The sequence below is a fragment of the Cryobacterium sp. CG_9.6 genome, from assembly GCF_029893365.1.
Classification (GTDB): Bacteria; Actinomycetota; Actinomycetes; order Actinomycetales; family Microbacteriaceae; genus Cryobacterium.
Map to the genome: position 1 here is coordinate 2782380 of NZ_JARXUZ010000001.1, position 22545 is coordinate 2804924.

26 protein-coding genes and 1 tRNA gene are annotated in these 22545 nt (G+C 62.4%); 12 read left to right on the top strand and 15 right to left on the bottom strand.

Annotation, left to right across the window (positions count from 1 at the left end; translation table 11 throughout):
- Positions 1-109 precede the first annotated feature (109 nt).
- The 4 genes from H4V99_RS12710 to H4V99_RS12725 form a co-directional block, all read right to left on the bottom strand.
- Positions 110-379, bottom strand: a complete 270-nt coding sequence (locus tag H4V99_RS12710; protein WP_280678846.1) for a helix-turn-helix transcriptional regulator — start codon at positions 377-379, stop codon at positions 110-112.
- 569 nt (positions 380-948) lie between these two features.
- Positions 949-1161 (bottom strand): hypothetical protein, encoded by a 213-nt coding sequence (locus tag H4V99_RS12715; protein WP_280678848.1) that lies wholly within the window; start codon positions 1159-1161, stop codon positions 949-951.
- Positions 1162-1779: 618 nt separating this feature from the next.
- On the bottom strand, positions 1780-2361 hold the full coding sequence (locus tag H4V99_RS12720) for a DUF6036 family nucleotidyltransferase (protein WP_280678850.1): 582 nt from the start codon (positions 2359-2361) through the stop codon (positions 1780-1782).
- Complete coding sequence (locus H4V99_RS12725; RefSeq protein ID WP_280678852.1) at positions 2361-2936, bottom strand: helix-turn-helix transcriptional regulator; 576 nt, start codon at positions 2934-2936, stop codon at positions 2361-2363. The genes H4V99_RS12720 and H4V99_RS12725 overlap by 1 nt, the downstream gene beginning before the upstream one ends.
- A gap of 104 nt (positions 2937-3040) precedes the next feature.
- Here H4V99_RS12725 and H4V99_RS12730 point away from each other — a divergent pair, with 104 nt between their 5' ends.
- On the top strand, positions 3041-3625 hold the full coding sequence (locus H4V99_RS12730; RefSeq protein ID WP_280678854.1) for a recombinase family protein: 585 nt from the start codon (positions 3041-3043) through the stop codon (positions 3623-3625).
- Between the two features lie 97 nt (positions 3626-3722).
- Here the strand turns inward: H4V99_RS12730 and H4V99_RS12735 are convergent, their stop codons facing one another.
- Positions 3723-3989 carry a type II toxin-antitoxin system RelE/ParE family toxin gene (locus tag H4V99_RS12735; RefSeq protein WP_280678856.1) on the bottom strand — a complete coding sequence of 89 codons (267 nt, stop codon included), beginning with the start codon at positions 3987-3989 and terminating at the stop codon, positions 3723-3725.
- Complete coding sequence (locus H4V99_RS12740; RefSeq protein ID WP_280678857.1) at positions 3986-4204, bottom strand: TraY domain-containing protein; 219 nt, start codon at positions 4202-4204, stop codon at positions 3986-3988. Before H4V99_RS12740 ends, H4V99_RS12735 begins: the two co-directional genes overlap by 4 nt.
- 241 nt (positions 4205-4445) lie before the next feature.
- Between H4V99_RS12740 and H4V99_RS12745 the strand changes: the two genes are divergently transcribed.
- The 3 genes from H4V99_RS12745 (at position 4446) to H4V99_RS12755 (ending at position 6853) form a co-directional block, all read left to right on the top strand.
- Positions 4446-4748 (top strand): hypothetical protein, encoded by a 303-nt coding sequence (locus H4V99_RS12745; RefSeq protein ID WP_280678859.1) that lies wholly within the window; start codon positions 4446-4448, stop codon positions 4746-4748.
- Positions 4749-5390: 642 nt separating this feature from the next.
- Positions 5391-5975: a type IV toxin-antitoxin system AbiEi family antitoxin domain-containing protein gene (locus tag H4V99_RS12750; RefSeq protein WP_280678861.1), complete on the top strand. Its 585-nt coding sequence runs from the start codon at positions 5391-5393 to the stop codon at positions 5973-5975.
- Entirely contained in the window at positions 5972-6853 is an 882-nt protein-coding gene (locus tag H4V99_RS12755; protein ID WP_280678862.1) for a nucleotidyl transferase AbiEii/AbiGii toxin family protein, read from the top strand. The genes H4V99_RS12750 and H4V99_RS12755 overlap by 4 nt, the downstream gene beginning before the upstream one ends.
- A gap of 123 nt (positions 6854-6976) precedes the next feature.
- Here H4V99_RS12755 and H4V99_RS12760 read toward each other — a convergent pair.
- From H4V99_RS12760 to H4V99_RS12775, 4 genes are all read right to left on the bottom strand, one after another.
- A tRNA-Arg gene (locus H4V99_RS12760) sits at positions 6977-7048 on the bottom strand.
- A gap of 60 nt (positions 7049-7108) precedes the next feature.
- Positions 7109-7612, bottom strand: coding sequence for an HNH endonuclease (locus H4V99_RS12765; RefSeq protein ID WP_280678863.1), 504 nt, complete (start codon positions 7610-7612; stop codon positions 7109-7111).
- Positions 7613-7961: 349 nt separating this feature from the next.
- Entirely contained in the window at positions 7962-8630 is a 669-nt protein-coding gene (locus H4V99_RS12770) for a C40 family peptidase (RefSeq protein ID WP_280678864.1), read from the bottom strand.
- A gap of 433 nt (positions 8631-9063) precedes the next feature.
- Positions 9064-9771 carry a metal-dependent transcriptional regulator gene (locus H4V99_RS12775; protein WP_280678866.1) on the bottom strand — a complete coding sequence of 236 codons (708 nt, stop codon included), beginning with the start codon at positions 9769-9771 and terminating at the stop codon, positions 9064-9066.
- An 86-nt stretch (positions 9772-9857) separates the two neighbouring features.
- Between H4V99_RS12775 and serC the strand changes: the two genes are divergently transcribed.
- Positions 9858-10979 carry a phosphoserine transaminase gene (serC, locus tag H4V99_RS12780; RefSeq protein WP_280678868.1) on the top strand — a complete coding sequence of 374 codons (1122 nt, stop codon included), beginning with the start codon at positions 9858-9860 and terminating at the stop codon, positions 10977-10979.
- A 17-nt stretch (positions 10980-10996) separates the two neighbouring features.
- Positions 10997-11230 carry a DUF2530 domain-containing protein gene (locus H4V99_RS12785; protein ID WP_280678870.1) on the top strand — a complete coding sequence of 78 codons (234 nt, stop codon included), beginning with the start codon at positions 10997-10999 and terminating at the stop codon, positions 11228-11230.
- Here H4V99_RS12785 and H4V99_RS12790 read toward each other — a convergent pair.
- Positions 11227-11712: a DUF3027 domain-containing protein gene (locus H4V99_RS12790; RefSeq protein ID WP_280678872.1), complete on the bottom strand. Its 486-nt coding sequence runs from the start codon at positions 11710-11712 to the stop codon at positions 11227-11229. The genes H4V99_RS12785 and H4V99_RS12790 overlap by 4 nt on opposite strands.
- Positions 11705-12085, bottom strand: a complete 381-nt coding sequence (locus H4V99_RS12795) for a cold shock domain-containing protein (RefSeq protein WP_280678874.1) — start codon at positions 12083-12085, stop codon at positions 11705-11707. Before H4V99_RS12795 ends, H4V99_RS12790 begins: the two co-directional genes overlap by 8 nt.
- A gap of 103 nt (positions 12086-12188) precedes the next feature.
- Here H4V99_RS12795 and H4V99_RS12800 point away from each other — a divergent pair, with 103 nt between their 5' ends.
- From H4V99_RS12800 to H4V99_RS12810, 3 genes are read left to right on the top strand one after another with little or no spacing between them, the layout of a single operon-like run.
- Positions 12189-12461, top strand: coding sequence for a hypothetical protein (locus H4V99_RS12800; protein ID WP_280678876.1), 273 nt, complete (start codon positions 12189-12191; stop codon positions 12459-12461).
- Positions 12462-12465: 4 nt separating this feature from the next.
- Complete coding sequence (locus tag H4V99_RS12805; protein ID WP_280678878.1) at positions 12466-14382, top strand: helicase-associated domain-containing protein; 1917 nt, start codon at positions 12466-12468, stop codon at positions 14380-14382.
- A 41-nt stretch (positions 14383-14423) separates the two neighbouring features.
- The gene (locus tag H4V99_RS12810; RefSeq protein ID WP_280678880.1) at positions 14424-16070 is read left to right on the top strand and encodes a DNA repair helicase XPB; all 1647 of its coding nucleotides are present in this window, start codon (positions 14424-14426) and stop codon (positions 16068-16070) included.
- Between the two features lie 44 nt (positions 16071-16114).
- Here H4V99_RS12810 and H4V99_RS12815 read toward each other — a convergent pair whose 3' ends face one another.
- Together H4V99_RS12815 and folP are read right to left on the bottom strand one after the other, a co-directional pair.
- On the bottom strand, positions 16115-16843 hold the full coding sequence (locus H4V99_RS12815) for a pyrimidine reductase family protein (RefSeq protein ID WP_280680119.1): 729 nt from the start codon (positions 16841-16843) through the stop codon (positions 16115-16117).
- Complete coding sequence (gene folP / locus H4V99_RS12820; protein ID WP_280678882.1) at positions 16843-17748, bottom strand: dihydropteroate synthase; 906 nt, start codon at positions 17746-17748, stop codon at positions 16843-16845. Before folP ends, H4V99_RS12815 begins: the two co-directional genes overlap by 1 nt.
- 116 nt (positions 17749-17864) lie before the next feature.
- Between folP and H4V99_RS12825 the strand changes: the two genes are divergently transcribed.
- From H4V99_RS12825 to H4V99_RS12835, 3 genes are all read left to right on the top strand, one after another.
- Positions 17865-18557, top strand: a complete 693-nt coding sequence (locus H4V99_RS12825; protein WP_035834948.1) for a response regulator transcription factor — start codon at positions 17865-17867, stop codon at positions 18555-18557.
- 32 nt (positions 18558-18589) lie between these two features.
- Entirely contained in the window at positions 18590-20263 is a 1674-nt protein-coding gene (locus H4V99_RS12830) for a HAMP domain-containing sensor histidine kinase (protein ID WP_280678885.1), read from the top strand.
- A 229-nt stretch (positions 20264-20492) separates the two neighbouring features.
- Complete coding sequence (locus tag H4V99_RS12835; RefSeq protein WP_280678887.1) at positions 20493-20783, top strand: WXG100 family type VII secretion target; 291 nt, start codon at positions 20493-20495, stop codon at positions 20781-20783.
- 99 nt (positions 20784-20882) lie between these two features.
- On the opposite strand, the gene H4V99_RS12840 is transcribed toward H4V99_RS12835, so the two are convergent.
- A complete protein-coding gene (locus H4V99_RS12840) occupies positions 20883-22544 on the bottom strand; it encodes a tripartite tricarboxylate transporter permease (protein ID WP_280678889.1) in 1662 nt (553 codons plus the stop codon).
- Position 22545 lies beyond the last annotated feature (1 nt).

A 22545-nucleotide genomic window follows, 5' to 3' on the forward strand; every position in this document is an offset into this window, starting at 1 on the left:
CCCGAGCCCAAATCTCTCGATGGCATTCTTAGTCGCGATGAAATCGAAAGTGCGACGGTCGGCGCCGACCAAGTGCCCCACCAGCTCGCCGTAGAGCTCCACGCGCAAGTCAGCCATTGGATTCTTCCACGATGTCGTGACCGGTCTCATCCGATGAGTCAGCGATCTCCATGTACATCCTTACGCCGGTCTCCCGCATAATCGCGAAAATGCGTTCGAGGATGATCGTGTTCTTGCCGGACTCCACAGCCCAGATGTATTTCTGGTCAGTCTCGAGCCTGTCGGCGAGGCCGCGCTGCGTCAGTCCGCTGACAAGGCGACCCTGCTGCAGCATCCGACCAAGAGCCTCGGCGCTTCTCACTTCTCCGCGTGCTGCCATGACAGTTCCCTCCTGACGGTCTTATTGCCTTCATGTTACCTGACGGTCTTATCACCGTCAAGCAATCCTATGGTCATATTCCCGTCAAGCAATCAGCGTTTTGGTCGGAGATCGCACCTGAAACTCAACGATCGGTGACTGAGCGGTGTGCGGATCCCGCTCAGGGGATGACCAATGCTTCAGAATTCTGAAAAGCGGCGCAAATGCATATAGAGGCAACGAGGACACGCGCCGTGGCTTCAGCGCGGCTCTCCCGCTGGTTGATGGCAGTCGGAGCGATTCTCACCCCAATCTCTCTCCTCCTCCTCCTCCTCCTCCTCCTCCTCCTCCTCCTCCTCCTCCTCCTCCTCCTCCTCCTCCTCCTCCTCCTCCTGACGTTCTTGCCTAGCGTGCCATCCGACGCGACGGCGATACCAGCGTGGGTTCAACGCGGAGAGGTATTGCTCACGTGGAGCGACGAGCTGCTGTTCTTCGTGGTCATCTGCTGGCGGGTCGGGGCGAGCGGCCTCTTTGGTTCTTACAGGTCGGCAGGCTCGGTGAGAATCAACGTCGGGATGACGTCTCTGGCTTTAGCCCTTGGGGCTCTCGTCGTTCTCCTGCTGTCGGCAGGGCGTCTGGTGCACCCGGTGTTCGGGATTCAACTTTCCGCCGATGTACTGGCCTTGGCTGTCAGCGCGTCGTTCGGCCTCAATCAGCGACTGGGGCGCACCCACAAACGGGCACGACCGCGGGGCGAGTTCTCGCATCCCCAGGTTCGCGGCACTCGTTTGAGTGGACGGCACTCGGGAAAAGGAGTGCTCGCCGCGCAAACACGTGCCGCGAGCGTCACGGGGCCTCACCCAGCGGGAGGGCTCAGCAAGCGAGCGGGCACGACCGCGAGGCCAGCTCGCACATCCGCCGGTTCGCGGCACTCGTTTGAGCGCGCGGCACTCGGGAAAACAAGTGCGACCCGCGCAAACACATGCCGCGAGCGCCACGTGGCCTCGACCAGCGAGTTCGGCACGCCAGCAAATGGGCCCCGGCCCCGGGCAGCGAGCGAGCACGACCGCGGCATCCCCGCGGGTGATGAGTCACACCACCCCGGCCGACCAACGCCCAGACCTCGCTGTTCTCCGGCTGGCAGGGCGACCTTTCGTCACCAAGAGGGCACCGAACCGGATCGCTGGCGGGGCGCCATTGAGACCATCTTGCGGATCGCTTCACCGGCGCACTTGAAGGGCATTGCAACATAGAGTATTTCAAAAAACGCGGGGCTCATCCGCAGTCCCGTGAGTCGGACCCTCATGGGGCCCAGAATTGGTCGCTATGGCTTCGAGCCGGCGTTGGGAAGCTGGACGCCATTTGGGAACCGTGGAGCTTCCCTATCCTGCGGGGCCGGACTGTTGTTGAGGTGCTCGGTGTTATGTGCGGGCACCCAGGAAGGGAGGGGGCGGCGATGCTGGGACTGCGGGGATTCCCTGTTTGAAGATGGGTTCGAGGAGGCGCAGTGCTTTGTCGGGGAGCCCGTCTCCCGGGAAAAAGTCATTCAGCAATTCCTCGGCCGCACTGAGTTCACGAACATCGCAGATCGCGAGCAGGTTGGCGATGTCCTGCACGTCGCGTCCCGGGCGCGATGCGTTGAGCTTCATGGCTAGCAGCGCCCGGGGTGAGGCAACTTCCACTGTGATGTCCTCGTTCGCGTAGAGGACCTCCCAGCCAGGGTCAGCCCCATAGGACGGTAGAAACATCGTGGCGTTGCTGTTGAGCCAGTCCTGTGGCCAGCCGTTCTCGTCGGCTACTTCAACTGCAGCCTTCAGGATTGGTTGCTCGGGCTGCAGGTGCGCATCGACATCTGCGGTTGTTCGGCGGTCGAAGTACCGAAGAGCGAGTGCAGCGCCTCCAACGATTCGGATGACTGCAGGCTGGCCGGCCACGCGGAGTTTGGCGATGACCGCGTTGATGCCTCGGATGAGGTCATCGCGGTCGAGTTGATCTCCGGGCATTAGACACTTTCTAGGGTTTCGGCTTCAATCAGGATGCCGCGGCGGAGGAACTCGACGGGTACTCGCGCCGGGTCTGCCGGGATGTCGTAGTCACTTGTGCGGGGTGCCCACGGGCTGTCAGGGAGTCCTACTTGTTTGGTGACCCAGTCCGGAACGGGCAGGGCCTCTGCTTTGAGCCGGTATTCGCAAAGAGCGGCGATGGCGGCGTCCCATCGGTCGGACCCGGTGGAGGACGGCTCGCTCAACGCGAGGCCGACTCGGGTGGCTCCGCGTTCTGAAGCGAGGTTGTCGGCGAGTTGGAGGAATCGCCGGAATGCCGCGACTTCATCCGATCTGGTGATTGCTTCGCCGATCTCGGATGCGATGCGGGCGGCATCGCTGCGTACCGTCGGGACTGTCACAATCGTGTGGCGGGTCGCTCGCAACAGTGCCTCGAGTGTGGCGACTGTCGGTTCGCGCTTGCCGTGTTCAATCAGGGAGAGCGATGAGCCGGCGATCCCTGAGCGAAGTGCGAGCTGGCTTTGCGTGAGTCCGCTCGCAGCCCTGGCGGAACGAGCAAGAACACCTGCTGTCATCTCAATCACCACTTTTTACTAAGTAGTAAAAGCATACCAATCCCGATCCAATGAAGGGCTGGAGAATGTTGACGGCCCTGCAAGTCGAGGTGAATTGTGCCGTCATGGATGAACTACTGATCGGGTACGCGCACGTATCCACAAATGAGCAAGACCTCACCGTCCAACAAAACGCCTTGGAACGACTGGGCGTTAGATCGAACCTGATCTACACCGATCATGGCCTCACGGGAACCAACCGTGCGAGGCCAGGATTGCGCGAAGCGCTTGCTGCCTGCAGGAGCGGTGACACGCTCGTGGTGGCCAAACTCGATCGTCTGGCCAGGTCGCTCCGCGATGCGCAAGACATCGTCGATGAGCTGACCGCCAAGGGAATGAAGCTCAGCATCGGCGGCTCCGTGCATGACCCGAATGATCCAGTTGGCTGGCTCCTCTTCAACGTCCTCGCCATGGTCGCGGAATTCGAGTCCGATCTCATCCGCCCTCGAACGAAAGAGGGCATGCAAGTGGCGAAAGCGAAGGGACGGTTGCGCGGCAATTCACCGAAGCTGTCCCCGGCGCAGCAGAAGCACCTGATGGAGGTCTACAACGCTGGCACTCACACAACGGCCGAGCTTGCTGAACTGTTCAATGTCGCCCGCTCCACAATCTACCGAACCATCCAGCGCCAAGACCGAGGCAATACCTAGCCGCCGAGATCGCGTTGCAGGACGGACTGTCCTGCACGGGGAACGGCTTGCGCGACAGAACTGCTTGTCTTGGCGCCTTCCTAAAGTGCTGCTGTGTTCAGAGCCTGTTGTAAACCTCGCGACGGTGTGCATCCTCAACGATGAGGATGAGAATCTGATCGTCGTCGATAGTTGTGAGGATGCGGTAATCACCAACTCGATAACGCCAGAACTCCTCGTTCACGAGCTTCTTGCCGAGCATGCGCGGATTGTCGAGGCGAGCGAGTTTTTGCTCAAGAAATCCTCGGATGCGTTTCGCTGCTGTGGGATCAAGTTGTGTAACCTGCTTCGCTGCCTTCGGCGTGAATCTGATCGCGTAGCTCACGCAGGCCAGACCACGTCAGCAAGATCGATCGCATCGTCGTTGGACTGAGTGAATTCCTCCAGCGCATCTTTTGCCAGAAGGTAATCTTCGTTCTCGTCCAGATACTGCGTCAATGCCTCGGTCGCATAAAAAGTTTTCGACCGGCCAGTACGCGCAGACAGGTACTGCAAACGACGCTCCGTTTCATCGTCAACGCGGATATTGATTTGCGGCATGAAATTCTCCTCCGGATGCTATACAAATATAGCACTGTCGAGCGCAAGAGAGACCGATTTCGGCAGAGCACCGGCGCGCAAGCGGAACGGACTGCGGGATATGTGTCCGGTCGACCACAGAGTCACTTATTGACACATGTTGGATTCACTGAGAAGTTATAAGAAGTTCTTGAACACGGGCGTGGGTGTTCATCACCCAAGGCGTCGGAACACGCACTGCCGCAACGAGGGGGAAATAAGCATGATGCAGGAAGCAACGGTCACTGGTAGACAACGCCGAGTCGGACCGCTCCTCATCGGCGGAGGGGTGTGCGCCCAAAGCATTGGAATTAGTCTCCTGCTGCTGGCCACTATGGCGGTGGTTGGTCTCGATCGTTCCGGATACCCGGTGGTGAGCGGCCTGGGGCACCCAGCCTGGATTCTCCTTGGAGCTCTTTTGGGTGCGATCGGTGGCCTGGTTACGGGGTACGGGTACTTCCTGGTGCTTCGCCTCCTGGTGCAGATCAATCCCACACGAACTGCAGTCGCGCCCGCCAGCGTGTGAGGTCCTGCCACTGCGGCCCTCGAAGCTCACTGCTGGTCGGCGGAACGCCGTTTAGGTGTCCCGAGAAACTGCCCGATGACCGGGCGTGTTAAGGACGAGAGAGTGGTCTGCTTTTCCAGAGCCGCAATGACACTCTGCTCTCACGAAGGTCAACTCCGTTTTTGGTCACGAGGTTGCGTCGGTGATCGTCGATCCCAACAGCGCCGAGGTCACACGCACGCACTTTGTAGGAGTACTCGAAGTCGCGGGCCCTGACGTCCGCTCCGCACCTAACGAACTGGGATCGTTTGGCGAGCTTCGAGCGGTTGAGAAGGCCTCAGAGCGAGCAAAACGATGAGTAAACAATGGATCGGCCGGGATTTCGTAAAGAATCTCCCGGCTGATCCACTTGTTTTATGTGCCCCTGGAGGGATTCGAACCCCAATAATCGACCGGCCAGCGTCGCCGACGTGGTCAAAAACCGCGTGATTTCAACGTTTTTGGGTCACAGTGAGGCGTCCAGATTCACCCAGATTTTTTCACGTGTGGGCAAAATGTGGGCACGCAGGGGGGGGTCAGGGCAGCTTTGATTCCTTGGTGTACGAAAGTGTTTGCAGCTAAAGTTACGTGTGTACACTTCAATACACGTAGAAGGGGGTTGGGATGCATTCGATTGACAGCCTGCCTGCTGCCGCCTTCACCACCGCCATGGCCACCGATGCTGGGGTGGGGGCACGAGACCTGCGTCGGCTCAGCGATAACGGAACCATCGACCGAATCGCCCGAGGGCTTTACCGCCGTGCCGATCTGCCGCCAGCCAACCTGGACCTAATTGAGATCGTGGCGCGGAAGCCCGACGCAACAATGTGCCTGTCGAGTGCTTTGGCGCACCACGGCCTCGTTGACGTCATCCCCGCCCGAATCGATATTGCCCTTCCGCGGGGTGCTCGAATCCCTCGCACTGATACTCCGGTTTCCTGGCATCATTTCGACGTCGCAACGTTCGTGCTCGAGCGCACCGAGCTGGCCATCGACGGATCCGACGCGACGATCGGCCTGTATTCGCCGGAACGTTCCATCGTCGATGCCTATCGATTGCGCGGGTCGGAGGGGTACGAGATCGCCCCGGAAGCGCTGAAGAACTGGCTGCGCCGACGTGGGTCTCACCCTTCCGCACTGATGAACATCGCCCGGCAGCTGCCCCGAGCGAGCGGTCCGTTGCGTCATGCCCTGGAGTTGCTCTCGTGAGTCAGCCGTCGCAACTCTATGCCGCGCTCTCACGGTATGCCCGAACGTCGGGCCGGGCAGTCTCAGAGACGGTCACCCTCTACGCCATGGAGGCTTTCCTGAGCAGACTCGCTCAGACAATCTACAAGGATGACTTCGTACTGAAAGGCGGAGTGCTTCTTGCTGCGTATCGCCTCCGCCGTCCGACGAGCGACATCGATATGGAAGCAGTCAACTTTCAGGTGGATGCCGCCCATTTGCTCGCTGTAGTGGAGGCAGTTGCGGCCGTATCCGTCGACGAAGCCCTGGCAATTGACCCGGCACGCACCGAGGTCCGCGCCATCCGCGAGGGTGACGACTACTCCGGGCTCCGAGTCAAGATATTTGCACACGTATACACGAGCGCGCTGTCGTTCCATCTGGACATCAGCACCGGTGACCCGATCTGGCCGGCCCCGCGTTCGGTGGCTGTCCCGCGTATCCTCGGTGGCGAAATTGAGATGCTCGGCTATCCGCTGGTGATGGTTGTTGCAGAAAAGGCGGTCACGATGCTGACCCGTGGAACGACAAGCACACGATGGCGCGACATCGTCGACCTGCGAAATTTCTCGCTGACCCACGACTTCAGCGCGAGTGAGCTTCGCGGTGCGGCTCAGCGCGTGGCCGATTTCCGCCAAGTGCCGCTGACCTCAGCCTCTGTCGCCACGACAAGCTGGCCAGTGGTCGCTCAAACAAAATGGGCAGCCTGGCGTCGCAAACTCGCCCTCACCGACATCTGCCTCGAATCATTCGACAGCCAACTGGCCAACGTGATCCAATTCATAGATCCGGTTTTCATCGGTACCGTGGGCGACGTTGACACGTGGGACCCGTCGACTCAGCGCTGGACCAAACGCTGAATTCAAATCCGCAAGGGGAACGTCGCGCGGTTGAGAAGGCCTCATAGCGAGCAATGCAAGGAGTAAACAAGGGACGTGCCGGGATTTCGTAAGGAATCTCCCGGCCGATCCCCTTGTTTTATGTGCCCCTGGAGGGATTCGAACCCCCAACCGTTTCCTTAGGACGGAACTGCTCTTCCGTTGAGCTACAGAGGCTGGTTCCGCAAGTTTACCCGGTCGCGACCCGACACATGGCCGCCCGTGCCACCGCGAGGGTCAGGCGGCGGCCGCAGGCGCCAGGTAGGCGTCCCATTGGGAGAGCGGATGCTCCACCCCACGCACGACCCATGTGGCGCCAGAGGGCATGCGCGGGATGAAGCGCAAACTCCAGCCCATCTCGGCCGGCGTGTGGTCGCTCTTTGAGTTGTTGCACTTGAGACAGCACGCAGCCAGGTTGTCCCAGGTATCGCGCCCGCCGCGTGACCGTGGTAGCACGTGGTCGATGGTGGCCGCCGACTTGCCGCAGTAGCAGCAGCGGTGGTCATCACGCCGCAACACACCTCGCCGGCTCACGGGAACAATCCTCCCCCGCGGCAACCGTACGTAACGCGAGAGCAGAATGACGCTCGGCCGCTCCCACACTCCAGAGGCGGCAAAAACGGGATGCCCCTGATCTGACTGCACGATGGTGGCCTTCTGGTTCATCACCAGAATCATCGCTCGTTTGTACGTAACCACGGCGAGGGGCTCGTACCCCGCGTTGAGGACCAATGTTCGCATGCGCTCCCTTTCGAAGGAGACTGGACGGCTTCCAGCCATTCGAACTGCTTTTCTGACGAACGCAGGAGGAAACGAGCGATCAAACAAAAAAGGACGCTGTCACGAATGACAACGCCCATCACGCCACGAAGTGGCTCACTACTGTTTGACAACTATGACGACGCACAGCATGTACACGCTCATCCATGGTGTGGATTGTGCGTACTCGGTGCATTCGGCTCTCCCTAACCCGTAAACGACAGATTCCTAGGTTAACCCACAAGTGGCACCTCGCGAAAGACGAGACGCCACTTTGTGCTAGCTGTTACACAATGTTCATCGAGCAAACTTCGGCGACGATGTGCGGAATTTAGATCCCGATCCTAACGATGTAGTAATCGCTGGTCCAGATGGGCTGAATGCGCACGTTCTGGCCGGTGTACGGGGCGTGCAGGATGTTGCCGTTGCCAGCATAGAAGCCGTCGTGGCCCGGCATGATCACGAGATCGCCAGGAACAGCGTCCTCAATGGAAATACGTGTTCCACTGGCACCCTGACCCGTAGACGAGTGGGGCAGGCTCACACCGAACTGGGCGTACACGTACATGATGAAGCCCGAGCAGTCGAAGCCGGCCGGAGTGGCTCCGCCATAAACGTAGGGAACACCCTGATACTCCGCGGCCTTGTTGAACACGGCCTGCAGATCGAATGCCGGGTGACTCGGGTTGGCCAGGTAATCAGCAGCTGACGGACCGGTATAGGCGCTGGCATAGCTGGAGCGCTGCGAGGCAACCTGCACCCGACGAGCCTCCGCCGCGACGGCTGCTGCGGCTGCCGCAATCTCCTCGGGCGTGGTGGCTGAGAAGCTTTCGCGGGCAACGGTGACGGTGTTGGCCGCAGCATCGACCTCGACGGCCTGTGCGCCGGACTTCGTGGCCTGCGTTGACGCAGTCGACTCGAAGGTGGCATCCCGTGAACCGGGAGCGAAGGCATAGGCCGGAAGGGCCATGGTGGCCACCAAACCGGTAGCGAGCGTCATGATGACGATGTTGCTGATCCCGCTGCGTCGCTTGGGCGTCGGTGTGGCACGACGGCCGGTTGAGTGACGACTGACCGCTAATTCAGTTTTCTGCACGGATTCGGGTGTCGTCCCACGACGGGACCTTCTCATTCCTAATGCGGCCAAAGTTATCCTCCGACGCCCTGACAACACTAGGTAGTTGCCCCGTCCACTTCGCTAGTCGCGGGTGTGTACCGCAGCAAGAGACGGGTAAATCTGGCGTCTTGCCGAGGGTCCTTCGACCTTTGTCTGGTCGGTGGGACAGGTTAGAGGCTACGTGACAGCGGTCGGTTTGTCACCCTGAAAGGCACTTTTCTAACGAATTGGTAACGGGTCATGCGGTACGAACAGGCGACGGAGACGCGCGACGCGCCACATTCGCGCTGTGCAGATACGTCGCAAATCGCCGTAATTACGCGGAAGTACCCGGGGTGGCGACGAAGATGTGACTGGCAACATCGTTGGGCAATTCGAGGCCATTCCCAAAACCCTCAACCTTAACCAGAACGTAAGATCCAACGGCCGAAAACAGGCCTGTTGATCCCGGAATAACACCCGACTGCTTCAGCTGAAGAAGGAGTTCGGGGTCAAACTGCACGGGCTCACCCAGACGACGGATGACGGCACTCACGGGCTCCGGCGAACCCGCCACGAGGGTCAGCAGGTTGGTGACCCCGGCCATGAAGGCCACGGCCGGTGAATCACCGAACTCGTCGAGCCCAGGGATCGGATTGCCATACGGGGATTCGGTCGGGTGACCGAGTATTTCGAGGATCTTCCGTTCCACCTGCTCGCTCATCACGTGTTCCCAGCGACAGGCTTCGTCGTGCACGAACTCCCATTCGAGGCCGATCACGTCGCTTAACAAACGCTCGGCGAGGCGGTGCTTGCGCATCACGTGCACCGCTTTGCTCCGGCCCTCGACGGTGAGTTCAAGGTGGCGATCACCAGAAACGACGACGAGTCCGTCACGTTCCATTCGGGCAACAGTCTGGGAGACGGTGGGTCCGGAATGACCAAGGCGCTCAGAGATGCGGGCGCGAAGAGGCACGATCTGCTCCTCCTCCAAGTCCAGAATGGTGCGGAGGTACATCTCGGTGGTATCAATCAAATCAGTCATCCGCAGCCTCTCTCTGGGCCGCTGCACGGCCTTGCATTCGACGTAATAAGACTACTCGCCGCCGGAGTGGCAACTAGAATCGGCGTATGCCGGACCTGATGATTCCTACCGAACTGCTGCCCATTGACGGACGATTCGGCTGCGGCCCATCGAAAATTCGCCGCGAACAACTCGATCACCTGATCGGATTCGCCACCGGAATTCTCGGTACCAGCCACCGTCAGCCGCCCGTGAAAGACCTGGTGGGCCGCGTGCGTGCCGGTCTTGCTGACCTCTTTGACATTCCCGACGGTTACGAGGTTGTGCTCGGAAACGGCGGCTCCACGGCGTTCTGGGATGCCGCGGTCTTCTCGCTGATTGAGAAGCGCAGTCAGCACCTAGTATTCGGCGAATTCGGTGGAAAGTTCGCCAAGGCCGCCGCTGCCCCGTTCCTCGAGGCTCCCGACGTGGTGAGCGCCCCCACGGGTTCGCGCAGCGAATTTGTTGCTCGCGAGGGCATCGACGTGTACGCGTGGCCCCAGAACGAGACATCCACCGGAGTCATGGCACCCGTCACCCGCGTCGTGGGCGACGAGGGTGCGCTCACCGTGATCGACGCCACGAGCGCGGCCGCCGGCATCGACTTTGCTGCCGACCAAGCAGATGTCTACTACTTTGCCCCGCAAAAGAACCTCGCCTCCGACGGTGGCCTCTGGCTGGCCCTCTTCTCTCCCGCGGCCATTGAGCGGGTTGAGCGCATCCACGCAAGTGGACGCTACATCCCCGAGTTCCTGAGCCTCAAGAACGCCATCGACAACTCGCGGCTCAACCAGACACTCAACACGCCGGCGCTCACGACGCTCCTGCTGCTCGAGAGCCAGATTGACTGGATCAACACGAGCGGCGGCCTGTCGTGGGCCTCCGCGCGAACCCAGGAATCCTCATCCGTTCTCTACGACTGGGCCGACAGCGTGGACTACGCCACACCGTTCGTGACCAACCCGGCACACCGCTCTCAGGTCGTATCCACGATCGACTTTGTGGACTCAGTGGATGCCGCAGCGATCAGCCGCATTCTGCGCGCCAACGGAATCCTTGACACGGAGCCGTACCGCAAGCTCGGTCGCAATCAGCTTCGTGTCGCCACCTTTACGGCAATCGACCCCAACGACGTGCGCCGCCTCGTGCAGTCGATTGAACACGTCGTCGGTCACCTCGGCGCCAACTAGCGAAACAGGACGGGCCGATGCGATTGTGGTTGAAAGACAGCGAGCGTCGGCCTGATCCCGCACCCGTTCGAGCGGATGCCCGCGCCGCACTACTGGCGGGCACCATCGCGTGGACAATTGCTCTCGTGGCCGCTGTGATTTGGCGCGACGAAGCGGCGGCGACCGGCGTGGGCTGGTGGATCTGGTGCGCCCTGATCGGTGTGGGCCTCGGGGTCGTGGGGCTGCTGTGGGTGCAGCTCAGACGACGCTAACGGTGATCTGACTCGTCGTACTCGTCACCATCGTGGTGATCATCATCCGAGTCCTGCTCGTCGTCATCATGCTCATCGTCGTCATCATGCTCATCGTCGTGCTCGTCGTCCGAGTCGCCTTCGCCGTCCATCAGCCGGTCAGACCACGGCACCCAATCGGGGGCGGTCAAGGCATATTCCCCGGGCATCAACTCGGTCTCCAAAACGGTGGGGACCGCATTCTCGTCGGTGCGCGCGAGCGTCACGGTCCAGTGCCAGCCCGGATAGCCGCTCAGCAGGCAGTCGAAAAGCAGCGAAACAACACGCTCCCCCTCAACCTCATGCCCCAGCAGGTCGCCAATGGACTCGGCCGGAGTGATCTCTTCAAGCGCCGTGCGCGCCAGATCGACCGCGGCCAGAACAACCACGTCGGCGAGAACGCTCACCGTCTCGGATTCATCGAGTTCACTCACTGTGGGCGGGGTGGTGTCGGCGTCAGGCATCCAGTTCTTCTGCGACTTTCCGCAGCATTGCTGCAATTTTGTGACTGTGCGAGCTTTCCGGATAGCGACCACGACGCAGGTTCGCGCCGATCCCATCGAGCAGCTTCACGAGATCTTCCACAATGATGGCCATGTCATCAGCCGTCTTGCGATTAATTTTGGACAGGCTCGGGGGCGCTTCAATCACGCGAACGGAGAGGGCCTGCGCGCCACGCTTTCCGTCGGCGATACCGAATTCTAGTTTCGAGCCGGCTTTTACGGTCACGCCCGCGGGCAGCGCGGACGCATGCAGAAAGACTTCGTGGCCGTCGTCGGAGGTGATAAAACCAAAACCCTTGCCCTCGTCATAGAACTTGACCTTGCCGGTGGGCATCTCGACCTCGCTGGGGTTAGGGGTGTGTGGGGCGCACGACAGAGCGTTACGTGCGGGTACAGCATATTCCGTTCGAGCTGGTCCCGCCCCGTATCCTTGACCTGTGACCAATCAAAATTCACCCTCCACTGGCCGGCTCGAGCGCATCCTGGCGTACATGGTTGCGGGCGTGGTGGGACTCTCTGTGCTCTCGTTCATTGCTGTCATCGCGGGCACCGCCCTGGGTGCTGCGGCCAACGACGGCTTCAGCAAGGGCCTCTGGCCGCTCGTCTTCGTGCTCCCGCTCTATGGTCTGCCGTTGGCCTTTGCCCTCACGATCGGTCTCATCGTCTACGTCGGCATCCGCCGTCGCCGCGAGACCAAGGCAAACGAGTAACCGGATGCTGTCCCTCGCCACGCGACTGCGCGCTCTCGATGACGCCACCCTCCGCGCTGCCCTCGAAGCGCGCATGGTTGCGCCCACCGGCATCAAGGATTTTTTTGACCTGGCCGACGCTCTGCTCGAGCCGAGCGCGGTTCAGAAGACACTCACCCATCTGGACCGAGCGTCGCTCTCCGTTCTCGCCACTGCCGGCGAGCTCATTCGCAGCGTGGCAGCCGAGGCTGCTCGACTGAACGCTCTCGACCCGGCAGCGTCCACCCCGCTCGCCCCCGCCGTGCCCACGCTCACCGATATCGCCGAGCACCTGAGCTCGGTCAGTGGCGTGGAGGTCACCACCGAGCACGTTGCGGCGCACGCTGCCGAGCTGGATTCGGTTCTGCTGTGTCTGCTCGCCGACGGCCAGCTCAGCCCCTACGACGCCGTCTCCGCCCAACTCGCCACCTGGCCGGCCCAGGGTCTCCCAAGTACCACCGAGCTGGCCACCCTGGCCGCCCCCGACGCCCTCGCACCGGCATCCGAGTTCGACATCACCTTCACGAACCGACTCGCCGCAGAGCGTGCCTTCGCGAGCGTGTCGTCCATCGCCGAACTGGTGAGTGAACTTGCCCGCGATCCCGCCCGAGAACTCAGCCGCGGCGGCCTCGGTTTGCCCGACACGAAGCGCCTCGCACTCGTCATGGGGGTGGAGGTCGACAGCGTGGCCGTGCTGGTGGCCATTGCCGCCCGCGCCGAGCTGATCGCGCACTCCGAGGGCTATTGGATGGAAACCGAGACGGGCGAAGCCTGGCTACTCCACCCCACCCCCGAGCGCTGGGCCACGCTGGCTGAGGCCTGGCACGCAGACGTGCCGAGATCGGTGCGCGACATTCTTCCGCAGGAGCCCGGCATCGTCTGGGGTTCCGGTCTGCAGGGCTTTGTGGACTGGATGTACCCCGCGGGCGGAGAGTGGATGGCCGCTCAGGTGGCCGAATTCGCCCGCAGCGCCGAGATTCTGGGCATCACCGCGCAGGAGACCACGAGCGTGGCGGGTGCTCAGTTGCTGAGCGGCGACCCCGAGGCAGCCCAAGCCACCATGACCGATTCTCTGCCCACGGAGGTGGGCGCGGTATACCTGCAGCACGATCTGTCGATCGTGGCGCCGGGTCCGCTGGCTCCCTCCATTGATGCGCGACTGCGCAGCCTGGCCGACGTCGAAGGCCGCGAGCTGGCCTCGAGTTATCGCATCACTGCGGCATCCGTGAATCGTGCGCTCGCTGCGGGCGAGAACGCGGACACCATGCTGGCGTTCCTCGGTGCGATCTCCCTCACCGGCATTCCTCAGCCCGTGCAGTACCTCATCGAGGAATCAGCGTCGCGCTATGGGCGCATCCGGGTTGGCAGCCTGCCGGCTGGCTCAGCCCCCAATCAGAGTTACGTGCGATCTGACGACGCCGAGTTGCTCGGCACCATTGCCGTCGATCAGACCCTGTCCGCGCTGGGTCTTGAACGCCATGATCACCAACTGATCACTCGTTTCGCCTCTGATCTCGTGTTCTGGGCGCTCAGCGACGCCCGCTATCCCGTAGCGGCCGAAGACTCCGCCCACGAGATCGTGCACCTGCGCCGCCATCAGGTGGCGCGGGTGATCCCCCCCACGCCGGTTGACCCGGCGCAGACCCTGGTCGACAAGCTGCGTGCGAGCGACGGGAGCGAAGTGATGGCAGCGGATGCCTGGCTGGCCCGCCAGCTGGACAGCGCCATCCGCTCAAAAGCAACGGTCATGGTGAGTATTAGCATGCCCGGAGGTGTGGTGGTGGATTACCTGCTCGAACCGGCCAGCGTGGGTGGCGGACGCTTTCGGGCGCGCGACCGCCGTGCCGACATTGAGCGAACGTTGCCGATTTCGAGCATCCTCAGCATCACCCCGGCGCCGTAGCTGTACCTGTTGTCTACCCAACGGGCGTAGGCTTGCTGGCTATGTCTGATGGCCCGCTGATTGTCCAAAGTGACCGCACTGTTTTACTCGAAGTTGCGCACCCTCTCGCCGAGGATGCGCGGCACGATCTGGCTGTGTTCGCCGAGCTTGAACGCGCTCCCGAGCACATTCACACCTACCGCATCACCAGGCTGGGCCTGTGGAATGCTCGCGCCGCCGGACACGCGGCGTCGGACATGCTGGCCACGCTCGAGAAATATTCCAAGTTCGCCATCCCGCAGACCGTGTCGGTGGACATCACCGAAACGGTCGGACGCTACGGACGCCTCGTCATTGAACGCGATGCCGAGGGCAGCCTGGTGCTGCGTAGTAGCGACCAGGCCGTGCTCACCGAGATTGCCGGCGCCAAGCGCATCGCTCCGCTGCTGATCGGGCGTCCGTCACCCGACTCGTATCTGGTGGAACCGTGGGCTCGCGGACAGCTCAAGCAGGAACTCGTAAAACTCGGCTGGCCGGCCGAGGACCTGGCCGGGTACACGCCGGGCACGCCGCACGAGATCGCCCTCCGTGAAGACGGCTGGGCGCTGCGCGACTATCAGAACAAAGCCGTCTCCAGTTTCTTCGACGGTGGCTCCGGTGTGGTCGTTCTCCCCTGCGGCGCTGGCAAAACCCTCGTGGGCGCCGGGGCGATGGCAACCGCCAAGACCAACACGCTCATCCTCGTGACCAACACGGTCTCGGCCCGCCAGTGGCGTGACGAGCTCCTCAAGCGCACCACCCTGACAGCGGATGAGATTGGCGAGTACTCGGGGCAGGTGAAAGAAGTCAAACCGGTCACCATTGCCACGTACCAGATTCTGACCGCCAAGCGGAAGGGCGAGTACGCCCACCTCGAACTGCTCGATGCCATGGATTGGGGCCTCGTGATCTACGACGAGGTGCACCTGCTGCCGGCACCCGTGTTCAAGCTCACCGCTGAGCTGCAGGCTCGCCGCCGACTCGGCCTCACCGCCACCCTGGTGCGCGAGGACGGCCGCGAGGGCGATGTGTTCTCCCTCATCGGGCCCAAGCGGTTCGACGCTCCGTGGAAGGAGATCGAGGCTCAGGGCTTCATCTCCCCCGCCTCCTGCTACGAGGTGCGGATCGACCTCCCGCAGTCCGAGCGGCTCACCTACGCCGCGGCAGCGGACGATGAGCGTTACCGCCTGGCCGCGACCGCGCCCGCCAAGCTCGGAGTGGTGCAGTCGCTCATCAAGAAGCACGAGGGCGAGCGCATCCTGGTGATTGGGCAGTACCTGGACCAGATCGATGAGCTCGCTGAGGTCTTGAATGCCCCGCAGCTCACCGGGGCCACCCCGATCGACGAGCGCGAACGGCTTTACCAGGCGTTCCGAGTGGGTGAGGTGAAGGTTCTCGTGGTATCGAAGGTGGCCAACTTCTCCGTGGACCTGCCGGAGGCCACGGTGGCCATTCAGGTGTCGGGGTCCTACGGGTCCCGTCAGGAGGAGGCTCAGCGCCTCGGGCGTCTGCTGCGCCCCAAGGAATCGGGCCTGTCGGCTAACTTCTACACCCTTGTGGCCCGCGACACCGTGGACCAGGACTTTGCGCAGAACCGTCAGCGATTCCTCGCCGAGCAGGGTTACAGCTACACGATTCTCGACTCGCAGAGCCTCGAAGCCGCCGCGTAAACCCGACCGAGGCATCCGCTTTCTCAGTCGGCGCCACGCGGCGCTTACTGGGGCGGCGGAACCGGTCGGTGGCGGCGCACGTAGCGCAAAAACACCATGTCGCCGCCGGTGAACACATGCCAGAGGGTCATCGCACACGTGGCCTGCGCGTGGCCCTGTGAGATGCGGCCGGCCGAACCGCCCTCCAACACGGGGCTGACGCTCAGACACACCTCATCCACGCAGTTGGCCTCGAGCAGCGCGCCGAACAGGCTCGGTCCGCCCTCGCACAAAATCTGGGGGTAGCCACGCAGCGCGAGGGCGAGCACCATAGCCACCGGGTCCACGGCGTCCTCACCGCACACAATCACGTCGGCAACGAGGCTGAGCGCGTCGCGCTTGGCGGTGGGCGACTGTGCGTGCGTCACGATCAGCGGGCGAACGACGGCGTCGGTGAACACCGGATGCCCTGGGTCCAGATCGAGCCGCCCCGACACAATCGCGAGCGGAGGTTGCGGCGGGATTCCATGCTCAACGCGCCACTGGGCATCCGCTGCCGACACACGCACGCCACCGTAGCCCTCGGCTCGAATGGTGCCCGCACCCACCAGGATCACGTCGGTGAGCATGCGCAGGGTATCGAAAACGAGTTTGTCGTCGGCGTTGTTGAGGCCGCCGCTCAGGCCGTCGTGAGTGGATGCGCCATCGACGCTGGAGATGAAGTTCATGCGCACCAGAGGCACGGTACGATCGGCAACCCGGTGGCGTTGAATGAGCTCCGGGCGGGAGAGCATCACTGGTTGTGCTTCAGATAGGCGGGCTGGCGAAACCCGAGGATGGCCTCGGTCATGTGCGCGGCATCCACTGCCTGGACGACGTTGTGCATGCGCACGATGCGTGCACCCTGCAGGATGCAGGCCACCATCGCGGCGAGGGATCCCTCAACCCGCTCGCCGCGTTCACGGTTGAGGGTTTCGCCGACAAAGTCCTTGTTGGATACGGCCACGAGCGTGGGCAGCCCGAGCGACGTGATTTCCGACAACCGCCGCGTCATTTCCAGCGAGTGCAGGGTGTTCTTATTGAGGTCGTGCCCCGGGTCGATCACGAGTCGTTCTCGCGGAACCCCGTGCTGCACCGCCCGTTCAACCCGCTCGTTCAAAAAGTCCACCACCTCACGCACCACATCACCGTACGTGGGTGACGGGTAGGGCATCCGCGGTGCTGCCAGGCTGTGGGTGATCACGAGGGTTGCGTCGCTCTCCGCCACGACGCGGGCCATCTCCGGATCATGCACGCCGGTGGTGTCGTTGATCACGTGCGCGCCGGCCCGGATCGCCGCGAAAGCGACCTCAGGATGGAACGTGTCGACGGAAATGACCGCTCCAGAACCCTGCAACGCCTCCACAACGGGAATCACCCGATTGATCTCCTCGGCCACAGGCACTGCGGGGCCGGGCGCAAACTTGGCTCCGCCAATGTCCACCCAGTCGGCCCCGTCAGCAATCGCTTGCTGCGCCGCCGACACGGATGCATCCAGTGCGAACGTTGCCCCCCGGTCGTAGAACGAATCGGGAGTGCGATTGATGACCGCCATCACCGCCACCTCACGCGAAAAGTCGAAGAGACGCCCGTTCAGGAGCCGCTGGGGCTGATCGATCGTCGGCAGGTGTATTCCGCTTGCGGTGACATCGTTGCTCATGGGATGACCTCCAGTGTCGATCGCACGTGGTCGTGCGCCGGGTCTCACTGTACCGAGGCGACCCGTACACCGCCTCCTTTCAGGAATCTTTCAGCTAACGCGCAGAGAATGGAGTCATGACTGATGGCCCTCGTATTCTTATTGTTGACGACGAACCGAACATCCGCGACCTGCTCACGACCAGCCTGCGTTTCGCCGGCTTCGCCGTGCGGGCCGTCGGTAACGGCGCCCAGGCGATTTCTGCCGTACTTGAGGAAGAACCCGACCTCATCATTCTCGATGTCATGCTGCCCGACATGAACGGGTTCGGCGTGACGAAGCGTTTGCGTAGCGCGGGGTACACCGCTCCCATCCTTTTCCTCACCGCCAAGGACGACACCGAAGACAAGATCACAGGCCTCACGGTGGGTGGCGACGACTACGTGACAAAGCCGTTCAGCCTCGATGAGATCGTGGCACGCATCAAGGCGATTCTGCGCCGCACCATGCACGCCGATGAAGACGCCGTCATTCGTGCCGGTGAGCTCACCATGGACCAAGACACCCACGAAGTTCTCGTGGGCAGCGAGCCCATCGAGCTGAGCCCCACGGAGTTCAAGCTGCTGCGCTACCTCATGCTCAACCCCAACCGGGTTCTGTCCAAGGCGCAAATTCTCGACCACGTGTGGGAATACGACTTCAACGGCGACGCGGGGATTGTGGAGTCCTACATTTCGTACCTCCGCCGCAAGGTGGACGTGCACTCCAGTGAGCCGCTGATTCAGACCAAGCGTGGTTTTGGGTACATGCTCAAGGCAGCTAAGGCGTAGTCCCAGACTTAGGTGCCTAGACTGGAGCTCTCATGCATCAGTCCCTGACTCAATGGTGGAGCAGCATTTCTCTGCGTTCCAAGATCACTGGCGTGACCGTTCTTATGCTCACGCTGGGTCTGCTCGTATCGGGCATCGGAACCATGGCCATGCTCAAGCAGTATGTGGTCGCTCAGGTGGACACGCAGTTACGTGCCGAAATTCAGACCACGCTCAGCGCATCAACCTCGGCGGCGCTCTCTACGGGCGGCGCCGAGGGTGTGCCGTCCAACTACTACGCCGCCCTGTATGACGCCGATGGTGGTTTGATCACCCGCACTTGGCGCGATCACGACCACGCCGAACTGCCGATCGTGGGCATGCCTCTGGACTTGGCCCAAGCCGCCCAGCTCGATGGGCGCACGCAGACCCTGTACGACGCGGCTCACGACACGGCCTTTCTTGCCGTAGCCGTGCCCGTGGTGATCTCCCCCAGCGGAACCTACGGCACGCTGCTCATGGCGGTGTCCCTGCGACCCACCGAGAACACGATGGCCACCTACCTCACCATCTTTCTCGGCTTCGGTGCCGGCGTGGTGCTGATTGGGGCCATGCTCACCCGATTGCTCGTGACAACCACCTTCGCGCCGCTGCGGCAAGTGGAACGCACGGCCGCCGAAATCGCCGAGGGTGACTTCAGCCAGCGGCTTGGCGGAGCCACGCCCAACACCGAGGTGGGCCGTCTCAATCGCTCCCTCAACACCATGTTGAACCGCATCGACCGGGCGTTCAAAGACCGCGCCCGCACGATCGACCAGATGCGCCGCTTCGTTGGCGACGCCAGCCATGAACTGCGCACTCCCCTCGTGTCCGTGCGCGGATACGCCGAGCTCTACCGCATGGGTGCGCTCCAAACACCCGACGACGTGGCCCAGGCCATGCAGCGGATCGAAAAGGAAGCCATCCGCATGGGCGGACTGGTCGAAGACCTCCTCGAACTCGCGCGGCTCGACGAGACCAAGCCGCTCGCCCTCACCGAAGTAGACCTTGTCCCCCTCGCGCGCGATGCGGCTCTGGACACCATGGCCTCCTCACCGGCACGACAGGTGACCGTTCTGACACCGGCGCCGATCGTGTTCGCGCCTCCGGCATCCGCTGACGGCACAGATAGCGACGCGTCCGAGACAGAGACTGACGGCCACACTCCGACGGGAACGCTCTCCTTCGCCTCCACGTTGGCCCGACTACGCACACGTATACCGCGCCGATCTGATGCCGCGGTCCCAGCCCCCGAGGAACCCATTCAGACGGTACCGACGAATCTTCCGGCCACCGTCATGGCCGAGGAGAACAAGATCCGTCAGGTGATCACCAACCTGATGGGCAACGCACTGCGCTTCACCGCTGCCGACAGCCCGATCGAGCTGGAGGTGTGCGTCGATCCCTCGCAGCAGCGGGCGTCCATTGCGGTCATCGACCACGGTGAGGGGATCCCCCCGCAGATCCGCGAGAAGATTTTCCAGCGTTTTTGGCGTGCGGACTCCTCACGCGCGCGGGAAACCGGCGGAAGCGGCCTCGGCCTCGCTATCGTGGCGGCCATCGTGGCCTCGCACAACGGCACGGTCGACGTCGTCGAGACTCCGGGCGGTGGCGCCACGTTCCGCGTGTCCCTCCCCCTCGCCGGGAGCCCCAGCGCCCCGCAACGCGCCGAGACGGTCATCCCCTAGGCCCGACTGCCGCTGCCAACACCACCGCCGCCACAGAAATCGCTGGCCGCTACGGTAACCGGCGTAGCGCCCACCGAATACGGGCGCGGTGACGGTGGCGGGTCGGCCTGACGCCGCGCCCTCCCCCATCTGGTGCGGCCATCGACTCTTCACAGAAGGGCAGGCGCTTTGGCACCGGGCGGCGTGTGCTCGTACTCTCGAGGCAAACACCTCGACGGAAGGGCCTCTCATGACCAGCTACCAGGTAGACAGCGACGCGCTCATCACCCTCGCGAGCGCGACCCGCGGCACGATCTCGCGCATTGAAGCGGATGTCGTGGGCCTCCACGGCCAGCTCGTGGGTGTGGAGGCCGTGTGGTCCGGCTCCGCATCATCGGCATTTCAAGTTGCCGTCGCCCATTGGAAGGCCGTACAACTGCAGGTCGAACAGTCCCTGGCCGACATCACGGCGGCCCTCGGTATGGCGGGTCAGCAATACGGTGAGATTGAGCAGGCCAACATGGCGCTCTTCACCCGCTAACGCCGCGACTGGCACCGAGGTGCCCCGTCTGCACGTAGATGCCCCTTTTTGATCCGGGCTCTCGACACAAACGGGGCGTCTCGGCACCTGGTCGGGCCGCTACCGGGGTTTCTGGTTACGACGAGAGCGCGCGGCGGCATCTGCCGGGCGATCGGGCAGCTTGATGTCACGGGTGAGAACGTCGGTGGGGCGATCACCGGGTTTCCACATGTGATCTACCGCAGCAGCGACCGAGGTCTCCACCTGCAGCGCCGACTCCATCGCACGCTCGAAGCTGCTCTGGCGGCGGCGCAGCCACAGCCCGGCCACAATGATCACGGCGAGCGCGATGTAACACACGAGCGCGAATGGCCGCGTAACCAGCGCGGTCAGGTCGCCCTGACTCAGCTGGAGGGCACGACGCAACTGGGCTTCGGCCATCGGCCCGAGAATCATGCCGATCACGAGCGGCGCAATGGGGTAACCAAACCGACGCAGGAAATAGCCGAGCACGCCGATGACCAGCAAAATGATGATGTCAATGGTCGAGAAATTCACCGCAAAAGCGCCGAGCGCGGCAAAGGTGAGAATACCGGCGTAGAGGTACGGTCGGGGAATCTGCAGGAGCTTCACCCAAATACCCACCAACGGCAGGTTCAGCACGAGCAGCATCACGTTGCCGATATACAGGCTCGCAATCAGCGCCCACACGAGCCCCGGCTGATTGGTAAACAGCTGTGGTCCCGGCTGAATGCCGTAGGACTGAAACGCGGAGAGAATGATCGCGGCCGTTGCCGTGGTCGGCAGTCCCAGAGTCAGCAACGGCACGAGCACACCGGCCGCCGCCGCGTTGTTGGCAGACTCGGGGCCCGCAACGCCTTCGATCGCTCCGCGACCGAACTCATTTTTATGCTTGCTGAGCTTCTTCTCAGCCGCGTAGGAGAGAAAGGTTGCCACATCCGCTCCGCCGGCGGGAATCGTTCCGATGGGGAAACCGATCGCCGTTCCGCGCAGCCACGGCTTCCACGAACGACGCCAATCCTCCCTAGTCATCCAGTGCCGCCAGCCCTTGGTAATCGGAATCAGTTGCACCTTGCCATGACGCAGCTTGGAGGCAACGTAGAAGGTCTCGCCGACCGCGAACAACCCAACCGCGACAAGCACCACATCGATACCGTCAGCCAGGGGCAGCAGGCCAAACGTGTAGCGCTGCTGGCCCGACAACACCTCGGTGCCAATCAGACCCAAAAACAATCCAATCCCCAGCGAGGTGAGACCGCGCCACACCGAGGAACCCAACAGTGCGCCGACGGTGATGAACGCGATCACCATGAGGGCGACATAGTCGGCCGGGGCGAGATTCACGGCGAGGGCGGCGATTGTCGGCGCGAGCAGTGTGAGACCAATGGTGGCGACCGTGCCAGCGATGAACGAGCCGATTGCAGCCGTGGCCAACGCGGCAGCTCCGCGGCCCAGTTTAGCCATCTTGTTGCCCTCGATCGCCGTGACGATCGAGGCCGACTCACCGGGGGTGTTGAGCAGAATGCTGGTGGTCGAACCGCCGTACATACCGCCGTAGTAGATGCCGGCGAAGGTGATCAGGGCTGCGGTCGGGTCGAGGGTATAGGTCAGTGGTAGCAGAAGTGCCACCGTCATAGCCGGGCCAATGCCCGGCAGCACACCCACAGCGGTACCGACGAGAACGCCGAGAAAAGCATAAATGAGGTATTCCCACCTCAGCGCCGTGGAGAAGCCCTCCAGTAGCAGTTGAATGTTGTCCATG

Coding starts and splice junctions, on each gene's coding strand:
- H4V99_RS12710 (WP_280678846.1), bottom strand. CDS start 379: ATGGCAGCACGCGGAGAAGTGAGAAGCGCCGAGGCTCTTGGTCGGATG.
- H4V99_RS12720 (WP_280678850.1), bottom strand. CDS start 2,361: ATGCCCGGAGATCAACTCGACCGCGATGACCTCATCCGAGGCATCAAC.
- H4V99_RS12725 (WP_280678852.1), bottom strand. CDS start 2,936: ATGACAGCAGGTGTTCTTGCTCGTTCCGCCAGGGCTGCGAGCGGACTC.
- H4V99_RS12730 (WP_280678854.1), top strand. CDS start 3,041: ATGGATGAACTACTGATCGGGTACGCGCACGTATCCACAAATGAGCAA.
- H4V99_RS12740 (WP_280678857.1), bottom strand. CDS start 4,204: ATGCCGCAAATCAATATCCGCGTTGACGATGAAACGGAGCGTCGTTTG.
- H4V99_RS12745 (WP_280678859.1), top strand. CDS start 4,446: ATGATGCAGGAAGCAACGGTCACTGGTAGACAACGCCGAGTCGGACCG.
- H4V99_RS12750 (WP_280678861.1), top strand. CDS start 5,391: ATGCATTCGATTGACAGCCTGCCTGCTGCCGCCTTCACCACCGCCATG.
- H4V99_RS12765 (WP_280678863.1), bottom strand. CDS start 7,612: ATGCGAACATTGGTCCTCAACGCGGGGTACGAGCCCCTCGCCGTGGTT.
- H4V99_RS12770 (WP_280678864.1), bottom strand. CDS start 8,630: ATGACGCTCGCTACCGGTTTGGTGGCCACCATGGCCCTTCCGGCCTAT.
- H4V99_RS12775 (WP_280678866.1), bottom strand. CDS start 9,771: ATGACTGATTTGATTGATACCACCGAGATGTACCTCCGCACCATTCTG.
- serC (WP_280678868.1), top strand. CDS start 9,858: ATGCCGGACCTGATGATTCCTACCGAACTGCTGCCCATTGACGGACGA.
- H4V99_RS12785 (WP_280678870.1), top strand. CDS start 10,997: ATGCGATTGTGGTTGAAAGACAGCGAGCGTCGGCCTGATCCCGCACCC.
- H4V99_RS12790 (WP_280678872.1), bottom strand. CDS start 11,712: ATGCCTGACGCCGACACCACCCCGCCCACAGTGAGTGAACTCGATGAA.
- H4V99_RS12795 (WP_280678874.1), bottom strand. CDS start 12,085: ATGCCCACCGGCAAGGTCAAGTTCTATGACGAGGGCAAGGGTTTTGGT.
- H4V99_RS12805 (WP_280678878.1), top strand. CDS start 12,466: ATGCTGTCCCTCGCCACGCGACTGCGCGCTCTCGATGACGCCACCCTC.
- H4V99_RS12810 (WP_280678880.1), top strand. CDS start 14,424: ATGTCTGATGGCCCGCTGATTGTCCAAAGTGACCGCACTGTTTTACTC.
- H4V99_RS12815 (WP_280680119.1), bottom strand. CDS start 16,843: ATGCTCTCCCGCCCGGAGCTCATTCAACGCCACCGGGTTGCCGATCGT.
- folP (WP_280678882.1), bottom strand. CDS start 17,748: ATGAGCAACGATGTCACCGCAAGCGGAATACACCTGCCGACGATCGAT.
- H4V99_RS12825 (WP_035834948.1), top strand. CDS start 17,865: ATGACTGATGGCCCTCGTATTCTTATTGTTGACGACGAACCGAACATC.
- H4V99_RS12830 (WP_280678885.1), top strand. CDS start 18,590: ATGCATCAGTCCCTGACTCAATGGTGGAGCAGCATTTCTCTGCGTTCC.
- H4V99_RS12835 (WP_280678887.1), top strand. CDS start 20,493: ATGACCAGCTACCAGGTAGACAGCGACGCGCTCATCACCCTCGCGAGC.
- H4V99_RS12840 (WP_280678889.1), bottom strand. CDS start 22,544: ATGGACAACATTCAACTGCTACTGGAGGGCTTCTCCACGGCGCTGAGG.